Source organism: uncultured Salinisphaera sp., assembly GCF_964012375.1.
Lineage (GTDB): Bacteria > Pseudomonadota > Gammaproteobacteria > Nevskiales > Salinisphaeraceae > Salinisphaera.
Window position 1 is genome coordinate 1 of the sequence record NZ_CAXGSH010000027.1, and the last position, 18057, is coordinate 18057.

19 protein-coding genes are annotated in these 18057 nt (G+C 64.2%); 6 read left to right on the forward strand and 13 right to left on the reverse strand.

All coding sequences use genetic code 11. The features are described from left to right. Window positions 1–132: 132 nt before the first annotated feature. Entirely contained in the window at window positions 133–555 is a 423-nt protein-coding gene (locus tag ABNU97_RS06590; protein WP_348765955.1) for a cytidine deaminase, read from the forward strand. 44 nt (window positions 556–599) lie between these two features. Here ABNU97_RS06590 and ABNU97_RS06595 read toward each other — a convergent pair whose 3' ends face one another. Then, entirely contained in the window at window positions 600–1187 is a 588-nt protein-coding gene (locus ABNU97_RS06595; RefSeq protein WP_348765956.1) for a DUF924 family protein, read from the reverse strand. A 132-nt stretch (window positions 1188–1319) separates the two neighbouring features. Next, entirely contained in the window at window positions 1320–3665 is a 2346-nt protein-coding gene (locus ABNU97_RS06600; protein ID WP_348765957.1) for a GNAT family N-acetyltransferase, read from the reverse strand. A 155-nt stretch (window positions 3666–3820) separates the two neighbouring features. Here ABNU97_RS06600 and ABNU97_RS06605 point away from each other — a divergent pair, with 155 nt between their 5' ends. Together ABNU97_RS06605 and ABNU97_RS06610 are read left to right on the forward strand one after the other, a co-directional pair. Next, window positions 3821–4321: an MOSC domain-containing protein gene (locus ABNU97_RS06605; protein ID WP_348765958.1), complete on the forward strand. Its 501-nt coding sequence runs from the start codon at window positions 3821–3823 to the stop codon at window positions 4319–4321. A 202-nt stretch (window positions 4322–4523) separates the two neighbouring features. Continuing rightward, window positions 4524–5231 (forward strand): EAL domain-containing protein, encoded by a 708-nt coding sequence (locus ABNU97_RS06610; protein ID WP_348765959.1) that lies wholly within the window; start codon window positions 4524–4526, stop codon window positions 5229–5231. Window positions 5232–5422: 191 nt separating this feature from the next. Here ABNU97_RS06610 and ABNU97_RS06615 read toward each other — a convergent pair whose 3' ends face one another. The 4 genes from ABNU97_RS06615 to ABNU97_RS06630 are packed head-to-tail and all read right to left on the reverse strand — an operon-like array spanning window position 5423 to window position 8393. After that, a complete protein-coding gene (locus ABNU97_RS06615; RefSeq protein ID WP_348765960.1) occupies window positions 5423–5728 on the reverse strand; it encodes a hypothetical protein in 306 nt (101 codons plus the stop codon). 18 nt (window positions 5729–5746) lie between these two features. Continuing rightward, the gene (locus ABNU97_RS06620; protein WP_348765961.1) at window positions 5747–6490 is read right to left on the reverse strand and encodes an ABC transporter ATP-binding protein; all 744 of its coding nucleotides are present in this window, start codon (window positions 6488–6490) and stop codon (window positions 5747–5749) included. Then, on the reverse strand, window positions 6487–7299 hold the full coding sequence (locus ABNU97_RS06625; protein WP_348765962.1) for an ABC transporter permease: 813 nt from the start codon (window positions 7297–7299) through the stop codon (window positions 6487–6489). Before ABNU97_RS06625 ends, ABNU97_RS06620 begins: the two co-directional genes overlap by 4 nt. Then, window positions 7299–8393 (reverse strand): ABC transporter substrate-binding protein, encoded by a 1095-nt coding sequence (locus ABNU97_RS06630; RefSeq protein WP_348765963.1) that lies wholly within the window; start codon window positions 8391–8393, stop codon window positions 7299–7301. Before ABNU97_RS06630 ends, ABNU97_RS06625 begins: the two co-directional genes overlap by 1 nt. A gap of 333 nt (window positions 8394–8726) precedes the next feature. Between ABNU97_RS06630 and ABNU97_RS06635 the strand changes: the two genes are divergently transcribed. Beyond that, window positions 8727–9650: a recombination-associated protein RdgC gene (locus ABNU97_RS06635; RefSeq protein ID WP_348765964.1), complete on the forward strand. Its 924-nt coding sequence runs from the start codon at window positions 8727–8729 to the stop codon at window positions 9648–9650. Between the two features lie 12 nt (window positions 9651–9662). After that, on the forward strand, window positions 9663–10241 hold the full coding sequence (locus ABNU97_RS06640) for a gamma-glutamylcyclotransferase (RefSeq protein WP_348765965.1): 579 nt from the start codon (window positions 9663–9665) through the stop codon (window positions 10239–10241). A gap of 33 nt (window positions 10242–10274) precedes the next feature. Here ABNU97_RS06640 and ABNU97_RS06645 read toward each other — a convergent pair whose 3' ends face one another. The 7 genes from ABNU97_RS06645 to ABNU97_RS06675 all read right to left on the reverse strand — a co-directional run bounded on the left by ABNU97_RS06645 (window position 10275) and on the right by ABNU97_RS06675 (window position 16572). After that, entirely contained in the window at window positions 10275–10817 is a 543-nt protein-coding gene (locus tag ABNU97_RS06645; protein WP_348765966.1) for a hypothetical protein, read from the reverse strand. Continuing rightward, on the reverse strand, window positions 10814–11155 hold the full coding sequence (locus ABNU97_RS06650; RefSeq protein WP_348765967.1) for a winged helix-turn-helix domain-containing protein: 342 nt from the start codon (window positions 11153–11155) through the stop codon (window positions 10814–10816). Before ABNU97_RS06650 ends, ABNU97_RS06645 begins: the two co-directional genes overlap by 4 nt. 142 nt (window positions 11156–11297) lie before the next feature. Beyond that, window positions 11298–13724 (reverse strand): endopeptidase La, encoded by a 2427-nt coding sequence (gene lon, locus ABNU97_RS06655; RefSeq protein ID WP_348765968.1) that lies wholly within the window; start codon window positions 13722–13724, stop codon window positions 11298–11300. 182 nt (window positions 13725–13906) lie between these two features. Then, window positions 13907–14626: an LrgB family protein gene (locus ABNU97_RS06660; RefSeq protein ID WP_348765969.1), complete on the reverse strand. Its 720-nt coding sequence runs from the start codon at window positions 14624–14626 to the stop codon at window positions 13907–13909. A 1-nt stretch (window position 14627) separates the two neighbouring features. Next, window positions 14628–14972: a CidA/LrgA family protein gene (locus tag ABNU97_RS06665; RefSeq protein ID WP_348765970.1), complete on the reverse strand. Its 345-nt coding sequence runs from the start codon at window positions 14970–14972 to the stop codon at window positions 14628–14630. A 27-nt stretch (window positions 14973–14999) separates the two neighbouring features. Next, window positions 15000–15389, reverse strand: a complete 390-nt coding sequence (locus ABNU97_RS06670; RefSeq protein WP_348765971.1) for a hypothetical protein — start codon at window positions 15387–15389, stop codon at window positions 15000–15002. Window positions 15390–15480: 91 nt separating this feature from the next. Then, complete coding sequence (locus ABNU97_RS06675; protein WP_348765972.1) at window positions 15481–16572, reverse strand: M42 family metallopeptidase; 1092 nt, start codon at window positions 16570–16572, stop codon at window positions 15481–15483. Window positions 16573–16851: 279 nt separating this feature from the next. On the opposite strand from ABNU97_RS06675, the gene ABNU97_RS06680 reads away from it, so the two are divergent. Beyond that, a complete protein-coding gene (locus tag ABNU97_RS06680) occupies window positions 16852–17994 on the forward strand; it encodes a tetratricopeptide repeat protein (RefSeq protein ID WP_348765973.1) in 1143 nt (380 codons plus the stop codon). The last annotated feature ends 63 nt before the right edge of the window (window positions 17995–18057 follow it).

Below are 18057 nucleotides of genomic sequence, written 5' to 3' on the forward strand. Positions count from 1 at the left end.
GACGGCTTCGCGCAGCGAAGCCGAATCGTCGCGCCAGCGACGAGCCCGTAGGGTGAGCGGCGCCGGCCGCTGATGCATGCGTTTTGCGATAGCCCCAACGAAAACGCGCGCCCTGTTGAATGAGGAATCGCCGTGCCTATAGATCAAACGCTGGTGGACGCAGCCAAGGCCCAGGCGAGGGCCCGTTTCCCCTCGGGCGAAGGCGGTGCGGCGGCAGTTTACCTCTGCGACGGCTCCATTCTGACAAGCGTGGGGTTCGATTCGCCTAACGAGGCAGCAAACCTTTGCTACGAGACCGGTGCCTATTGCGAGGCCTATCGTCAGGGCAAGACCGTGGTCGCCTCGGTTTGCGTCATTCGTGAGCATGAAAACGCGCCATTCGTTGTAGTCGCGCCCTGCGGCATATGCCGGGAGCGACTGGCTATCTGGCGGGAATCCGTAGCGGTTGCGGTGCCCGTCGCCGATAACCCGTCACAGTGGCGATCGGTATCCTTCCAAGATCTACAGCCCTGGTACTGGGCGGCGGCTTTCTCGTCCACGCCCCACACCTGTTAGCAGACCGGGTGGCGGTCGTCGGCTAGCGCCCGGCGTATGCCGTTTCAAAAGGACGAACCCGGCTCGCGCAGAAACGCCACTTCGGCCGGGGTGCTTTCACGCCCCAGCACGGCATTGCGATGCGGATAGCGCCCGAAGCGTTCGATGATGGCGTAGTGCTCACGCTCGGCCTTGAGATGCCCCGTGAGACCGAGCGACTGGTACAGGGACATGGCCAGCTCATGATCGACCAGCGCTTCGCTATGCATGAACGGCATATAAACGAAGGCGCGTTGCTGGCGTGTGAGCGACCGGTCGTCGCCTGCAGCGATTGTCTCGCGTGCGAGTTCGAGCGCGGCCCGATCGCCTGCGAAGGCCTGCGGTGTATCGCGATGGATATTGCGGGAGAACTGGTCGAGCACCAGAATTTCGGCCAGCCGTCCGGTCGGGCGTGTGCGCCAATGATCCAGCCGGCCACGGGTCGCGGCCGCGAGTGTGGCCCCGAAACGCTCGCCGATGATGCGATCCAGCTTGGCCGATTTTCGAAACCAGTCGCGCGGTGCGAGTTCGTCGAACCAGAACGCGACGATCTCGTCAGGGCTGGCGATATCCGTCGGCTGGCCGTCGCGGGGTGTCTCTGCTGGGTTCGTCATCGCTCTTCACTATCCATGAAACGCGCTTGGCTTCGCTCGAGTCGTCTGATATACACGCGCCAGGCTGAACTGCGTACATCATCGGGCCGTCGCTGGCTCGTTGCGCGATGCGGTACCTATGCCGGGAGCGCGCTAGCCCGTGCCTTTCGACGGGCTGTGGTAGTCGCGGGACGGGATTTCCACACGCACGCTGCTGGCGTCGTCGAGCGAGCGTTTCACCTTGAAGCCCAGACTGCGCGCGAGTTGCAGCATGGGCCGGTTCTGGGCAAGCACGTCGCCATAGACGATTTCGGTACCGCGAGCGCTGGCCTGGCGTAGCAGACAGTCGAGCAGGTGCCGGCCCAGGCCCACGCCGGTGTGGTCGCGGTGCACGAGAATGGCGAATTCGGCTTCCACGTTGTCGGGGTCCGCAATCAGCGTACCCATGCCGGCCAGCGCATCGGGCCGGTCGTAGGGGCTGACCACCAGCGACACTTCGCGGTCGTAGTCCACCTGGGTGATACGCGCGGCCATGTCGTGCGAAAAGTGGCGGATAAAGTTGAAAAAGCGCAGGCGAATCTCTTCCGGACTGAGGCTTTCGAGCAGGTCCAGCACCAGCGGTTCGTCCGACGGCCGGATCGCGCGCACGATATAGCGGGTATCGCCGCGTAGCGACACGATATGCCGCATACGCGCCGGATAGGGCGACATCGCCAGCCGGTCGCGCTCGGCGATCGGTTTGTCGGTAATTTCGATCAGGCTATCGGCCGGCGCCTGCAGGCGCCCGCGCGGTCCGGCTGCCACCCGGATATCCAGGCCTGCGAGCTGCGGCAGATCGACCACCATCTTGCCCAGGCGCACCAGAGCCTGGGCCAGCGCCTCGAACGCGGCCCGAGTGCCGCGCAGACGACCGGCACTCGCGCCTTCGAGCATGCGACGCGCCAGCAACGCATCCAGCGGCGCGAAGCCATAGGCCGGGTCGATGCCGAGGGCTTCGTCGCGCACGCTCATCACCATGCCGAATTCGGCATGCCGATAGACCCGCACACGTACCCGCACGGCGGTTTCCGCCGGTGTCTCGCCGGCGATGCCGTAGGCGCTGAGCAGGTGGCTGGCTTCGTCGCTGGACAGCCATTCCACGCCGCCGCTGGCCAGCATGGTCAAACGCTCGCGCAGGCTGTCGACGTCGGCGGTGACCGTCGGGTCCGGCGGCGGCGTAGCGGTGAGCAGCTCGCGGGTGAACTGGTAGCGGGCACGGTATCGCACCGCCCGTACCGCGTCGTCCGCCGAGGCAAAGGTGGCCAGGCGTGCCTGTGCACTGGCGGCACGCGCGGCCAGTGCCGTGTGCAGACCCAGCCATACGGTCATGATCCGGTGCGAGAATTCGGCTTCGGCAATGGCCTTGACCATCGGCTCGTGGGGTTGGCCCGCGATCGGGCTGTGCACGAACAGCACGGCGTCGACGTTGTCGTCGCGACAGATATGCGCCAGCGCGCTGAGCGTGTCCTTGAGGTCCGAGCGGCCGATATCGATGGCCACGCCCAGATCGGCTGCCTGCGGCGCCTTCGTGGTCAGGGTTTCGCGGCTTTCGCTGGACAGCCGTGCAGGCTCGATGGCGTGCCGGAACATGGCATCGGTCCCCAGCGCGCAGGCACCGGCACCGTTGCCAACGACCACCACGCGATGGCTGCCCACCGTGGGCAGGAGTTCCATTGCTGCGAGCCCGTCGAACAGCCCGCCCAGGTTCTCGCATTCGACCAGGCCGGCGCGGGCGAACGCGGCTGAGCGCACCGGATCGGGCCCGAGCGGGCCGTCGTCGACCGCACGTCGGGTCTGCAATACCAGCACCGGCTTGACCCTTGCTGCCGCGCGCGCCGAAGACATGAACTTGCGCGGCGATCGGATCTGGCCGACCTGCAGTACGATCGCACGGGTGCGCGGGTCGAGCGCTGCATAGTCGAGCAGATCGGCGATATCGATATCCGCCTCGGCGCCGCTGCAGGCAAGCCAGGAAAAGCCGATATTGCGTCCGAGCGCCCAGTCCAGCGAGGCGGCCGCCAGCGACTGCGACTGGGTAATGAGGGCCACTTTGCCGGGCCGTGGCTCCAGCGCGAGCGTACTGAAATTGTTCCCCAGGCGGGTCTGTACGATGCCGGCGGTGCGTGACCCCAGAAGGCGCAGGTTATACGGCTGCGCGGCGCGCAGGACCTTACCGGATATACGACGGTTGGCGGCCCACAGTACGGCGCGGCAGCCGCGCGCGCCGAGCGCGTCGATACGCGCTTCGGTGCCCCAGCTGGCATCCATGATCACCGCAAGTCGGGCTTCGAAGTTGTCGATCTTGGCCAGGCCGGCCCGCGAGGTGACGTGTCGGTATTGATCGGGCGCGACGCTGGCTTCGATATTGCGCAGCAGCTGCGATTGCGCCTCGCCGTCGGCGGCGCCGTAGATCACCACGCCGCGCGGGTGAAACAGCGCGTCGATATTGCGCAGTGTCATGGCGCGTACCCGCCGCAGGCGGTCGCGGCGGCATCAGGTTGTATGGATATTGCCCGCATCCGCGACATCACAGCAGGATTGAGCGAATCGCTCAACCAGGAACCCGGTTCACTGCTGCCAGAATGACTTGTTCGGATGCTTTCCCCGGTTGGCGTATGGATACATCGTTAAGTGCTCACCTGGCACAGATATGGACCGCCCCGAGCCGCGGCGCGGCGATGCAACGCTGCGAGCGAGTGCGGGCCGAGCCCGGGCGCGGCCTGGTGGGGGACCGCTACCACGCTGGCACGGGTACGTTTTCCGGCCGCTATGAAGTCAAGCCGGGCGTGCGCGAAGTTTCGCTCATTCACGACAGCGCGATCGCTGAATGCAGCCGTCGGCTCGCGCGGCCGGTGGATGCCGGCATGCTGCGTCGTAATCTGGTGATCGCGGGATTGTCGGAGACAGACCTGCGAGGGCACACGCTTCGCATCGGCGAAGTGCGACTGGAAATTCTCGCCAGCTGTCCACCCTGTAATTATCTCTCGCGACTATTGGCGATGGACATGCGCCGGGGTCTTTCGCATATTGGAGGTATGCGCGGGCGCATAGCCGCGGGTGGCCTGCTCGTGCAGGGCGAGGTCGTAGTGGTCGAGCAGGCCACCCGGCGACTTTGAATGATTGGCGGTGCAAAGCGAAAAAAGTCGAAAAAATATCAAGTTGGGGGTCTAGTCGGCGGCCGGCCTGCCGATATCGAACCCTGTCTCCCCACGCCCGAACACGGGCCTGAGTCCAGTTAGAGCACGCATGTCCCAATGTCTTCGAGACGATCACGGCCAATGTCGCCGTTGTGACGAGAGCCTTGATTTTGATTTTACGATGGCGTTTCAGCCGATCGTGGATATTGCCGCGGGCGAAATATTTGCCCACGAAGCACTGGTACGCGGCATCGAAGGTGAGTCGGCGGGCGAGATCCTGTCGCGGGTCACGCCGGCTTCGTTGTATCGCTTCGATCAGGGCTGCCGTATCCGCGCGATTCAGCTGGCCCACGAACTCGGCTGCGACAAGCCGGTTTCGATTAATTTCCTGCCGAACGCAGTCTACGAACCGAACGCCTGTATTCAGGCGACGCTGAAGCTGGCCGGTGAAGTGGGTTGGCCGCTGCACAACATCATGTTCGAGGTGACCGAAACCGAATATGTGCGTGATCGTCATCATCTTCAGCGGATCGTCGAGGCTTATCGTGCGATGGGTTTTCTGACCGCCATCGATGATTTCGGCTCCGGCTTCGCCAATCTGGAGCTGCTGGTGGATATCCGTCCGGATGTGATCAAGGCGGATCGCAATCTCATCATCGATGTCGACCAGAACGAACGCCGTCAGGCGATCATGGAAGGACTTGTGACCTTGGCCGACCGGCTGGGTATTCGCCTGATCGCCGAAGGCGTGGAAACGCTCGCCGAGGCCCGCTGGCTCTACCAGCGCGGCATCACGCTGCAGCAGGGCTATGTATTCGCGCGTCCGGCAATCGAGACGATTTCGCCGTGCCCGAGCGAACTGATCGCACAGGTTCGCGGCGGCAACTAAGCTGGTTTAACCGCGTCGTGCGTCAGCGCCGCTCGCGCCCTTGCGGGGGCTATCGCACGGCATGAGCCTGTTGCGGCGAAAAGTTAAAGGCGCAGCCCGCCGTGACGAAAGTGTCGCGGCGACGTAGTCGGGGCCTCGGGACTGGGCCCGAGCTGCGCGGGTCGATTCAGCTGCCGAGATCCAGGCCTGTGTCAGGCACGCATATAGGCCCAGCCGTCGCGTTGGCGCTCGGCGACATGAACCACCGCGGCCGGGACCCGAGTGAGTGTTTCGGGGGCCGAGATCTGCTTGTTGGCCAGCGTGTTGGCACATACGCGCAGATACGTGTCGGTGGCGTGAGGGCTGTCGATTGCTGCGGCGACCGCATCCGCGTTGATCACGATTTCCACCTGCGCATCCGGCGCCGCCGCCATGAAGTTGGCGGCATTGCTGCGGGCACGGGCGAGCGACGGCGCGTCGGCCGCATGAATGATCAATTTAAGCGGTTTACCTTGCATCAATCAGGCTCCCAGGGTTCAAAGCGCTGCTGCGACGCGCTGCGCGAAGGCGTTGAGGCCTTGATCGTCGCGCTCGCGCGGGTAGGGGGCAGGCACGGCTTCATCGAAAACGAGCCGCGCGGGCGTGCCGCGCATCACGCACACGCGCTCGGCCAGATAAGCGGCTTCGGCAATATCATGGGTGACGAACAGCACGGCCATGTTCAGCCGCTGCCAGATCGTGAGCAGTTCGTCCTGCAGGCGCGTGCGCGTGAGCGCATCCACCGCCGAAAACGGTTCGTCCATCAACAGGATATGCGGGCGTACGGCCAGGGCCCGTGCAAGGCCCACCCGTTGCGCCTGGCCGCCGGAAATTTCGTGGGGCCAGCGGCCGCCCAGCTCGGCCATGCCGATCAACTCAAGCACTTCGTCAATGCGCGCATCGCGCTTAGCACGCGACAGGCCAAGCCCGCTTAAACCGTAGCCGACGTTCGCACGGATTGACCGCCAGGGCAGCAGGCGGGTGTCCTGGAATACGACCGCGCTGGGCCGGGTTCCGTGGTCGGTACGAGACGGCGTGTCGATACGGCCCACGCCGGGTTCGATCAGCCCCGCCACGCAGCGCAGCACCGTGGACTTGCCCACGCCCGAGCCGCCAACCAGGGCAACGAACTCTCCGGCGCCGATGCTGAAGTCCAGCCCCTCGAATACCAGCCGATCGCTGCCCGGATAGCGATAGCCCACATCGTCCAGCGTCAGCAGGGCCTTGCGGCGTGCGGTCATGGCCGCCACCTCAGCGCCCGGTTCTCGACAAGAGCGAACAGTCCGTCCGAGAGCGTATAAATCAGCGAAATCGCGAGCATGTAGACCACCACGGCATCGTAGGCGCCGACACCCGCGGCCGAATTCATTTCCTGGCCCATGCCCGGCACGCCGAGCAATTCGGCTGCGATCAGCGTCATCCAGGCCTGACCGACGCCGGTGCGCACACCCGAGAGAATGCTCGGCGCCGCGCCCGGCAGGGTGATGCTGGTAATGCGCTTGAAAAAGCCGCCGTGGCCGAAGGCGCGCGCCAGCTCGTAATAGCGCGGGTCGACGTCGCGCACGCCCGATGCCGTGGCGAAATAGTTCACCCAGAAAACGCCGATGGAAATCACGAAGGCGGCGCCGGCATGGCTGACCTGGAACCAGGCGATCGCGAACACCACCCAGGCCAATGGCGGGATCGGGCGCAGAATGCGCGCGAGCATGTAGTGGGCGTCGTCGAATACGCGCAGGCTGGCGGCGAGCAGGCCGATGCCGAAGCCGAGCAGCGTGCCGATGCCCAGCCCCCAGACATAGTGAACGAGGCTGGAGCCAATCGCCGGAATCAGCCGCCCGCCGGAATATTCGCGCCACAGGGCGGCGGGCACCACGAATGGGTCCGGGATGGTGCCGCGCGGTGCCCAGTTGAACACATAGGCCAGCTTCCAGAGCGCGATGAAGGCGGCTACGCCGAGGAGCCCCAGCAGGACACGCCGCAGCCGCGTGGCGCCGGCCCGGCGTGGCGCGGGGAGCGCGTTGGGGTGGGCGCTTGCGGGGCGTTGCACCATTACGGGGTCGAGGGCTTGGCCGAGCCGCGGGTATCGAGCGCGTCGTAGAACCGCGTCTCGAACAGGGCATCGATATCGGTATCGGCGCCGAGCGTGCCCTGGGCCTGCTGGAAGTCGCGCATCCGGCGGGTGCCGTCGATAATGCGATTCGGGTCGGCCACGAAGTTGTCGGCCGACTCGGCCACGGCCTCGGCTACCACCGGCCGTGGCAGGCGACCGCCGCCGACGTACTGATGCACGGCGTCGATCGCGGCTTGATCGCCGGCCCTGAGCTGCTCTGTGGCTCGAACATGCGCGGCAACCAGTCGTTCGACGATCTGCGGATGCGCTTCGATGAACTCGGCTCGTACCGCGAGCACGGCCCCGGGCTGCCCCGGGAACATGGCTTCGCCCTGGGCGACCACGCGCGCATCGTCACGACGATTTCTGACGATGCTCACCACTGGTTCCAGAATCGCCGCGCCGTCGACCGCGCCGGTGAGCAACGACTGTTGTACCTGTGATGCGCCCTGGTAGATAACGTCGATCGCGTCGCTGTCGACGCCGAGCTGCTTGTCGAGCCAGTAGGCCAGCACCGTCTGGGGCACCGACCCGACGGGGAATGTCGAGATCCGTGCCTTGCGCCCCTTGTCCCGGGCAAAGCGATCAAAGGCGGTGGCGGCGTCGCCGTCCTCGAAATAGGGTGCGAGCTCGCTCAGCGCCACGAAGCTGATCTGTTCGATGATGTTGGAGGCGACCACCTTGATATCTGCCCCTTTGCCGCGGGCGACCATGGTGGGCCCGATGCCGAAGTAGGCGATATCGAGCTGGCCGCCCAGCAGCGCCTGCACCATCGCCGGCCCGTTCTGGAATGAAACCAGTTTGGGCTGTATGCCGGCGTTCGCGATCGAACCGTCCTCCAGGCCGACGAACAAGGGCGCGTCCGGCAGGATCGGCATATAGCCAATTTCGGCCTGTACGGTTTCGGCAGGCTGGGCGGCGTTGTCGCTGTCGGCGCCACTTTCGTTGTCCGACGAACAGGCCGACAGCGCGGCCAGTGCGGCGACGAGCACAACGGCGGTGCGCAGGCGGGCGATGAACCGGGTTGGATACATGAGCGTGTCGTTGACTTGGGTTGAGGTAAACGATCGCCGGCCGTATCGCACGGGACACGGAGGTTTGCCGCGGCGATCGACCGCGTGAACAGGCTCGGACCGCGTCTAGCGAAGATCGTCGTGCGTTCGTGGAACGCTGGCCCGTAGTGCGCGCGAATGTTGCCACAGCGCGCCCGTGAGCAACAGCCGCGCACTCGGACAGTACCGCTCGGGCCGATGCTTGAGGCGGCCTGCCGGGTTGGGTAAGGTCGCGCTCCAACGCGGCGCTGGATATATGCCGCCGTGCCGGCGCGGTCTCGCGTCATCCTGTCCGACCATGGGTTATCTCAGGCTATGTGGATACGTAATCTCTGTGTGTTTCTCGGCACCGAATCCTTTCCCTGGAGCGCCGCCGAGCTCGATGAAAAACTCGCCGAGGCGCTGTGCCCCGACTGCGGCGATCAGGCCACGCGCGTCGACGGTTTCGTGCCGCCGATCAAGGGCGAACACGCCATGGTGCACGCGGTCGACGGGCTGGCCATCTGCGTGCATCAGGAGATCACCCGCGTGCTGCCCAACGCCGTACTGGCCGAGGAAGTCGACGATCGAGTCGAACGTATCGAGACTTCCGAAGGGCGCAAGGTCAGCCGCCGCGAGAAGGCCGATATCAAGGACGAGGCCCATTTCGAGCTGTTGCCGCGGGCGTTCACCCGCTCCAAGCGCACACCGTTGATCATCGATCTGCGTGCGCACCGCGTCTGGGTCGACGCGTCTTCGGAAAAACGCGCCGAGGACGTGGTCGCCCGGTTGCGCGAAGCGCTGGGTAGCCTGCCGGTGGCCCGTCCCGATGCCAAGTTGCGTCCGCCGGAAGAAATGTCGCGCTGGCTCGAGGACGTCAACGCGCTGCCCAACGGCTTCGAATGCGGCGATCGCTGCGTGTTCGAAACCACCGACGAGGTCAAATCGAGCGTGCGGGTGACCGCCATGGATCTGCAGCGCGAGGAAGTGCTCGCCCATCTCGCGGCCGGTATGCAGGTGGTCAAGCTCAACGTGGCCGTGGACGACGCCATCGAGTTCGATCTGGATGAAAACCTCGACCTCAAGCGTATCCGTGCGCTCGACCTGATTCAGGACGATCTGGATTCGCTTGACGCCGGCGATGCCGTGGCCGAGCTCACGGCCCGCGTCGCACTTCAGGGCGAGGCGCTGCGCGGCGTGCTCGACCGGCTCTACACGCATTTCGGTGTGGCCGGCGAGGCCGATACCCAGGCTGCCTGAGCGGGGCCGGGCATGTCGTTCGACACGACGGTCGCCAACCGCAACGCCGGGCGTTTCGCCGATCGCGACGAGCTGTGGCTGTTCGGCTACGGCTCGTTGATCTACAAGGCCGGCTTCGACTATATCGAACGAAAGCCGGCCACGATCACGGGCTGGCAGCGGCGTTTCTGGCAGGGGTCGCACGATCACCGCGGCACGCCCGCCGCACCGGGCCGCGTGGCCACCCTCGTGGAAGCACCGGGGGCGGTGTGCGCCGGCATGGCCTATCGTATTACCCCGGCCGTGTTCGGACATCTCGATCATCGCGAGAAGAACGGCTATCTGCGGTTTTCCACCGCCATGACCTTCGCCGACGGCAGCCACGACGAAGGCTTGGTGTATATCGCTACGGCCGACAACGAAGCGTGGCTGGGCGATGCGCCCATTGACGCCATCGCCCGCCAGATTTCGGTGTCACACGGCCCGAGCGGGCCCAACCGCGACTACCTGCTCAACCTCGCCGAGGCGCTGCGCGCGCTCGATGCTGACGACGCCCACGTGTTCGCCATTGAGGCACGGCTGCGCGAGATCGAAGCCGAACACGGGGGCTAAGCCTTAAATCGAGGCGGAGTAGCTAAAGCAGTGTCAGCTAGCCGGCTCCGGCGCTAGAACTTTGCGCACGGCCTCTATGTCGCGCTCGGCAGCGCCTTCGCCTTTCAGCCACGAGAATATATCCGCGAGGTCAACCGCGTGGCGCAGCGCGATTTCGCCCGCTTGCCGCAAAGCTTGTAAATCCCGCCAGTGAATATAGGCGGCTAGTCGATCTTTGACCGACTGTGTCGGCGACAATATCTGTATCGTCCCGTACGCTGTACGCAGTTGGTGCCATTCGCGCACGAGTTCTCTGCCAAGCGCTAGAGGGGCCGACGGGAACTCCACCAGATACTCCGTACCTTCGCGCTGGTACAGTCGACGTGAGGTCGTCGCTTCAAAACCCAGACGGCCCAATACAGCGCCGATTTCCTTGTTCGACGCGGCGGTTACGAAGTCCAGATCCTTCGATACGTAGATGCCGTCGGAGTAGATTTGTACGGCAGCACCACCCGAGAGTACGGCCTCGATCTCTTCGCGGGCGAGCGCTTCGGAGATGGTCGCAGCGAGCTGCGTGAGCTCGTCCAAATGTTTCACGCGATCGGTGTCAATGGTTTGGCGCGTGATCGCGGGCGTCGTCTCGGTATCTCGTAGACGCTGCGTTCACGCTCCGGCAAGAGGTCGTACGTTCGCGAAAGCAGATCACGCAAGGGGGCAACCAAAGCGTTGGACGGGTTCCACACATACAAACGCGTCCGCCCTGCGGGCCTTGCCTTGATCAGGCCCGAGTCTTCGAATTTCGCGAGCTGCTTGTTGACCTGACTCGTGCTCAAGCCGCTGTAGCGAGCGATTTCGCTCGCATAGCCCGTTTCGAAACGATCCAGCCAAAGCAGCGTTTTTTCTGCCGCTACACTACCCAAAATGGATTCAATCATAGCGCTTTAAGTAGTCGTTATAAACTATATAGTAGTCCTTAAAGACTGCTTTTCGCTACTTTTGGATTGAGTCGTTATTGCTTGGACTGCCATTTGGTGCGTCATCACAAGCGGCGATCAACTCGACTCCGGGTTGCTTCGCTCAGTCGATTTCGGATAGCGCGATCTCGATCGCCTCGTCGACGTGGGATACATAGCGGATATCCAGCGCGCGGCGCACGTTTTCGGGAATATCCTCTTCGTCCTTGCGGTTGCGGTGCGGCAGCATCACGGTCTTGATGCCGGCCTGATGGGCAGCCAGCGTTTTCTCCTTCACGCCGCCGATGGGCAGGACCTGGCCGCGCAGGCTGATTTCGCCGGTCATGGCGACATCCGCACGTACCTTGCGGTCGGTGAGTAGCGATACGAGTGCGGTGTAGAGCGCCACGCCGGCGCTGGGCCCGTCCTTCTTGATCGCGCCGGCCGGCACGTGGATATGGATATCCGACTTGTCCAGGCGCTTCTGCTCGATGCCCAGATCCTTGGCGCGGGCCTTGACCAGGCTCAGCGCGGCCTGAGCGGATTCCTTCATCACGTCGCCGAGCTGGCCGGTGATCGTGAGCTTGCCGTTGCCCGGTGAACGTGAGGCTTCGACAAACAGGATATCGCCACCCGCGGGCGTCCATGCCAGGCCGGTGGACACGCCGGCGATGCTGGTGCGCATGGCGATTTCGTTATCGACACGCTTCGGGCCCAGAATCTCGGCCAGATCCTCGGGACTAATCGTGCCCGGGCCGGCCTTGCCTTCGGCGACCTGCACCGCGGCATGGCGCACGATGGCGCCGATCTCGCGGTCGAGATTACGCAGGCCGGCCTCGCGGGTGTAGTCCGAGATGAGTGCTTCCAGCGTGTCGTCGCCGATCGTGCATTGCTCGGGCTTCAGGCCGGCCTGTTCGAGCTGGCGATCCACCAGATAGCGCTTGGCGATCTGCAGCTTCTCCTCACGGGTATAGCCGGGTACTTCGATGACTTCCATACGGTCGCGCAGCGGCCCGGGGATCGCATCGAGCACGTTCGCGGTAGCGATGAACATCACCTTCGACAAATCGAAGGGCACGCCGAGGTAGTGGTCGTTGAAGCTGTCGTTCTGCGACGGGTCGAGTACTTCCAGCAGCGCCGAGGCCGGGTCGCCGTGGGCCGAGGCGCCGAGCTTGTCCATCTCGTCGAGCATGAATACGGGATTGCGGGTGCCGGCCTTGCGCAGATGGTTGATGATGCTGCCCGGCATGGAGCCGACATAGGTCCGCCGATGCCCGCGGATTTCGGATTCGTCATGCACGCCGCCCAGCGAGGCACGCACGAACTCCCGGTTCATGGCACGCGCGATCGAACGCCCGAGCGAGGTCTTGCCCACGCCGGGCGGGCCGACGAAGCACAGAATCGGCGCCTTGCCTTCCGGGTTGAGCTTGTGCACGGCCAGGTGTTCGAGAATACGGCGTTTTATCTTGTCCAGGCCATAGTGGTCCTCGTCGAGAATCTCGCGCGATTCGTCGATATCGATCCGGTCGGTCGACAGCTTCGACCAGGGCAGCTCGGCCATCAGCTCAAGATAGGTGCGCACCATCGAATACTCGGCCGAGGCGTCCGACATGCGCGACAGCCGGCGCAGCTCGCGCTCGGTCTGCTCGGCGGCTTCTTCGGGCAGCTTCGCCTCGTCGAGGGATTCGCGCAGGCGCTCGACCTCCTCGGCCACGGTTTCGTCTTCGCCGAGTTCCCGCTGGATCGAGCGCATCTGTTCGCGCAGCATGGCCTTGCGTTGGTGCTCGCCCATGCGTTGCTGGGTCTGCTGGTTGATCTCGCGCGACAGGCGCATGACCTCCAGCCGGTAATCGAGGAACGACTGCACACGATCCAGGCGCGATTCCAGATCCACCGCATCCAGAATCTGCTGTTTTTCCTTGGCCTTGAGGCCCAGATAGCCCGCGACCGCATCGGCCAGCAGGGCCGCCGAGGTGATCGAGCGAATGGCATGGGCGAGTTCGCGCGACGGCTGGTCCATCAGTTCGATGGCTTCCAGCGCGCTGTTGCGCAGGTTGTCCATGCGCGCGTCGACGTGCTTGTCGCCTTCAGGGGCGGGCTCGTCGAGCCATGCCACCTTTGCGCTCAGCCGGCCTTCTTCGTCCTTGATGAACTCGCGCACGCGAAAGCGGGCAATGCCCTGACAGATCAGGTGGTGCTCGCCATCGCCGCTGGTGACATAGCGCATGATGTTGGCGCCGGTACCAATACGGTGCAGCCCGTTGCCGGGGGTATCGCCGTTGTCGCCGGAGTCGCTGTCGGCCGCCGCCAGGAGCAGGCCCACCGGCTGCTTGTTGCGGGTCGCATGCTGGGCGCTGGCAATCGCCCCCGGCTGGTCGATGACCACCGGCATGACCAGCTCCGGAAAGAGCACGGTTTCGCGCATCGGCAGGATCTGGATCACCTCCGGCTTGGGGGCCGGGCCGCTGTGGACCAGCGTATGGCTGATCTCGTCGGCGTGATGGCTGCGCGTTTCGTTCGGCTGGGTGCCTGCGTTGGTTTCGTCGTTCATAGCGTTATTGTTTGGGGCCAGATCTGCGAACGCCGTGCGCTTGCCACCCATCGGGTTGGCAAGGCATGCGCGGGTCGGTCGGGGCGGCCTATGGGCGCGAGCGCGCTGGCCGGTTCGCTCTGGCGTGAATCGTCATATCAACGAGCATGGGTACAGCCGCAGCGCGAGACAAGACCGTTAGGCTATAGCCCGAACAGCCACACCAGCAACGGCACGAGCAGCGCGGTGAGCGCGCCGTTAAGCCCCATACCCAGACCGGAGTATGCACCGGCGCGTTCGCTGTGTTCGAAGGCGCGGGCGGTACCGATGCCGTGGGCAGCGACACCCATGGCGAAACCCTTGGCCACCGGGTCGTGCAGGCCCAGCAATCGCAGCAGCGGAATACCGATCACCGCGCCCGTAATGCCGGTCAGGATGACCAGCACGGCCGTGAGCGAGGGCAGGCCGCCGATCTGTTCGGCCACGCCCATGGCGATTGGCGTGGTCACGGATTTGGGCAGCATCGACAGCAGTGTCTGTGAATCCAGCCCCAGCGCCCAGCCGATGCACATGGCGCTGGCCACCGCGGTGAGCGAGCCGGCGGTCAGCGCAATGGTGATCGGCAGCCAGTAGCGGCGCAGCTCCGCGGCCTGTGCCGCCAGCGGTACCGCGAGCGCGACCGTGGCCGGGCCGAGCAGGAAATGAATGAACTGGGCGCCGTCGAAGTAATCCGCGTACGGCGTGCCGGTCGCCTTGAGCACGATTACCAGCACGATCACGCTCACGAGCACGGGGTTGAGCAGGGCAAAGCTGCCCAGGCGCCGATAAAGCTGCTGCGCCAGCCAGAACACGCACAGCGTGAGCGCGAGCCACAGCAGCGGTGTTTCCTCGATATAGACCCAGATCTGTGTCAGGCGATCCATATCAGTTGCGACCCCGGCTGGTGAGCGCGCGCAGCGTGAATGCGGTCACGACCACTGCGAGCGCCGTGCTGGCGACGAGCGTGACGGTGATCGCCAGCCATTCGTCGGCTACGCGGCCCAGATAGCTGATGATGCCGACACCGGCGGGCACGAACAGCAGGGCCAGATAGTTGAGCAGGCCACGGCTGGTATCGGCGAAAACCGACGGCGTGCGTCCGCGCAGAACCAGGGCCAGGAACAGCAGAATCATGCCCAGCACCGGGCCGGGCAGCGGCGCGCCGGTCAGCCGCACGATGATTTCGCCCGCGAGCTGAAACAGCAGCAGGGTGGCAAGGCTGCCAATCAAGACGCAGCCCTCTCAATGGGTGCCAGACTAATCGAGGAATACATCGGATGAAATGTGTATGCCGGTGATGGCATAGCCGTCCGCGACGCGATCCAACGCCAGCTGAATCTCTGCATCGCCCGCGGCGAAATGGGCGGGAATCAATACGACCGCACGGTTATAGCGACCCTCGCTCAAATTGACGCCGCGTTCGGTTCGTATCACCTGTATCGGTTCGTGCGACTCCAGCGCGCCGAGCGTGGCGAACTGGCGCAGGAGCTTGTCGCCTTTCGGCGTGGATAGTTGCTCGCGCAGCGTGGGGGTCAGCTCTTGCTCAAAGGACTGATATTGCCAGGTCGCGATCTCCGGCAGTACACGCTCGACGTAGGGGCTGACGTCCTGGCTCACGGCAGAGGTCTGCCAGAAGAGCCAGGCCATCAAACCCGCATACAAAACCACGAGCGCGATGAAGCAGACACCGAAACCGATCAGTATCTTTTTCAACATCGCGCGCGCCGCTCGCTAGTACTTAGTCGAAATAGTTGAACGTCGTGCCCGATTCCAGGCTGCGTACCGATTCGTAAATCAGTCGAATGACGTTCTCGACGTCGTCGCGATGCACCATTTCCACCGTGGTGTGCATATAGCGCAACGCCAGCGCGATCAAGGCCGAGGGTACGCCCTGGTTGCTGTAGGCGAAGGCGTCGGTGTCGGTACCGGTCGCCGGCGCGCTGACCAGCCGCTGGAACGGAATCTCGTGTTTTTCGGCGGTGGCGATCAGATGCTCGCGTACGCGGTTCTGTACCGCCGGGGCATAGGTAATCACCGGGCCGGCGCCGATCTTGGCCACGCCGGTCTTCTTCTTTTCGATCATCGGCGTGGTGGTGTCATGGGTCACGTCGGTACAGATCGCCACGTTCGGCTTGATGCGCTCGGCGATCATGCCCGCGCCCTTGAGGCCGACTTCTTCCTGGACTGAGTTCACCACATACAGGCCGAAGTTCGGGCGCTCGCCGGACTCATGGATCAGGCGCGCGACCTCGGCCACCATGAAACCACCCATGCGGTTGTCGATGGCGCGGCAGACGAACTTGTCGCCATTGAGCACGAAGAACTCGTCCGGGTAGGTGATCACGCAGCCGACATGGATACCCATCTTCTCGACGTCTTCTTTCGAAGTCGCGCCCACGTCGACGAAGATATTGTCCTTCTTGGGCGTTTCTTCCTTCTGCGGGTCGCGCAGATGAATCGCCGGCCAGCCAAACACGCCGTCCACGATACCGTTCTTGGTATGGATGTTGACGCGCTTGGAGGTCGCGATTTGATGGTCCGAGCCGCCATTGCGCAGCACGTAGATCAGGCCATCGTCGGTGATGTAGTTCACATACCAGGAAATCTCGTCGGCATGCCCTTCGATGACCACCTTGTAATCGGCGTCCGGGTTGATCACCCCCACCGCGCTGCCATAGGCGTCGGTAATGAACTCGTCGACATACGGCGCGAGATAGTCCATCCACAGCTTCTGGCCCGGCGTTTCATAGCCGGTGGGTGCGGCGTTGTTCAGGTAGCGCTCGAGAAAATCCAGCGAATCCTCGGTAAGGATGGATTGTGTCTTGGCCATGGGAAATCCTTGTGCGCGTCGGCATCGAAAGTTGAGCCGGTGATTATCGGTTTCGTGCAGGTCGCCTTCAAGCTTTGTGCATGATTACGTTCAAGCCTCTATCACCCGAAGTTAAGCAATTGATTTAAAATGTCTATCTTTAAGCACTCAAGTGCTTGAGCAAATTGATGCGGCACCGGCGTGCCGGCGCCCGCAGATTGCCGTCGCCTACCATGCGCCGACGTGCACGCACTGGGCGGTACGTCGGCCCGAAACACGCTTGATAAAGGAAACTCAAGGATGAACAAACGGACCAGGGCGGTGGCCGCCGGCTTGTTGTGCGTGGCTGCCTGGTCGGCATCGGCGGCGGATCTGGAGCGCGGCATGGACGCCTACGAACACGGCGACTATGCGACGGCGCTGGCCGAGTTTCGGCCTTTGGCGGCAGAGGGCGATGCACGTGCCCAGGCCAAGTATGCCCGGATGATGGCGCTCGGCCAGGGCATGCCGGTCGACTTGACGGAATCGCTGGCCTGGTACAAAAAATCGGCCGCCCAGGGCGACGCCGAGGGCCAGTACGGGTTGGCTTATTCCTACGCCCACGGCGAAGGCGTGGCGGCGGATATCGACCGCGCTGTCGCGCTGTTGCAAAAAGCCGATGCCCAGGGCTATCACCGTGCGACCCGGTTCCTGGGCGAAATCCGTGCCGGCGCGTTCGGTGAGCGTCATCAAGACCTGCCGCAGGCGCGTGCGTTGTTCGAACGTGCGGCCGACGCCGGCGACGACGCCGCGAAGCTGAATCTCGGCCTGATGCTTATCAACGGCCAGGGCGGCGCAGCCGACCCCGAGCGTGCGATTCCGCTACTCGAGGCGCAGGCTGCCAACTACCCGGAAGCGGCAGGCGCGCTCGGCCTTGCTTATGAGCACGGCACCGGCGTTTCCGCGGATATCGAGCAGGCTGCCCACTGGTATCGGGTCGCCGCCGACCAGGGCTACGGCCCGGCCCAGATCAACATCGGCAAGCTGTATCAACTCGGCAATGGTGTCGAGCGCAATGCGCAGCTCGCGGCGGACTATTACCGTAGCGCCGCCGACCAGGGATATGCCACCGCCAACTACAACCTCGGCCAGCTGTATGCCGACGGCGAGGGCGTGCAACGCGACGGCCAGATGGCGGTGCTCAACTATGCGATCGCTGCCATCGACGGTATGCCGCGTGCGCAACAGGCGCTCGACGAGGCGCTAGATACGATTGCCAGCCGCGCTGTCGGCCAGCAGACCGCCCTGCGCGAAGCACCCGATACGAATGCGCGGGTCGATGCCACGCTGGCCGCGGGCGACAAGGTATGGCCGGTACAGGCCGCCGCCGATGGCTGGGTGGCGGTGTATGCCGCCCCCGACGGCCCGCGGCTGGGCTATGTCGCGCGCGCGGATCTGGACTGACCCGGTCGGATCAGCAGGCGTAACCGCATGCGAGATGCCTCGTCGCCGGGCACGCGTGAGCCG

Excerpts from the sequence above, each read along its gene's own strand:
- ABNU97_RS06610 (WP_348765959.1), top strand. The coding sequence starts at position 4,524 with ATGGCGTTTCAGCCGATCGTGGATATTGCCGCGGGCGAAATATTTGCC.
- ABNU97_RS06670 (WP_348765971.1), bottom strand. The coding sequence starts at position 15,389 with ATGGCCTGGCTCTTCTGGCAGACCTCTGCCGTGAGCCAGGACGTCAGC.
- ABNU97_RS06640 (WP_348765965.1), top strand. The coding sequence starts at position 9,663 with ATGTCGTTCGACACGACGGTCGCCAACCGCAACGCCGGGCGTTTCGCC.
- ABNU97_RS06605 (WP_348765958.1), top strand. The coding sequence starts at position 3,821 with ATGGATACATCGTTAAGTGCTCACCTGGCACAGATATGGACCGCCCCG.
- ABNU97_RS06620 (WP_348765961.1), bottom strand. The coding sequence starts at position 6,490 with ATGACCGCACGCCGCAAGGCCCTGCTGACGCTGGACGATGTGGGCTAT.
- ABNU97_RS06615 (WP_348765960.1), bottom strand. The coding sequence starts at position 5,728 with ATGCAAGGTAAACCGCTTAAATTGATCATTCATGCGGCCGACGCGCCG.
- ABNU97_RS06680 (WP_348765973.1), top strand. The coding sequence starts at position 16,852 with ATGAACAAACGGACCAGGGCGGTGGCCGCCGGCTTGTTGTGCGTGGCT.
- ABNU97_RS06660 (WP_348765969.1), bottom strand. The coding sequence starts at position 14,626 with ATGGATCGCCTGACACAGATCTGGGTCTATATCGAGGAAACACCGCTG.
- ABNU97_RS06630 (WP_348765963.1), bottom strand. The coding sequence starts at position 8,393 with ATGTATCCAACCCGGTTCATCGCCCGCCTGCGCACCGCCGTTGTGCTC.
- ABNU97_RS06625 (WP_348765962.1), bottom strand. The coding sequence starts at position 7,299 with ATGGTGCAACGCCCCGCAAGCGCCCACCCCAACGCGCTCCCCGCGCCA.
- ABNU97_RS06595 (WP_348765956.1), bottom strand. The coding sequence starts at position 1,187 with ATGACGAACCCAGCAGAGACACCCCGCGACGGCCAGCCGACGGATATC.
- lon (WP_348765968.1), bottom strand. The coding sequence starts at position 13,724 with ATGAACGACGAAACCAACGCAGGCACCCAGCCGAACGAAACGCGCAGC.
- ABNU97_RS06675 (WP_348765972.1), bottom strand. The coding sequence starts at position 16,572 with ATGGCCAAGACACAATCCATCCTTACCGAGGATTCGCTGGATTTTCTC.
- ABNU97_RS06635 (WP_348765964.1), top strand. The coding sequence starts at position 8,727 with ATGTGGATACGTAATCTCTGTGTGTTTCTCGGCACCGAATCCTTTCCC.
- ABNU97_RS06650 (WP_348765967.1), bottom strand. The coding sequence starts at position 11,155 with ATGATTGAATCCATTTTGGGTAGTGTAGCGGCAGAAAAAACGCTGCTT.
- ABNU97_RS06600 (WP_348765957.1), bottom strand. The coding sequence starts at position 3,665 with ATGACACTGCGCAATATCGACGCGCTGTTTCACCCGCGCGGCGTGGTG.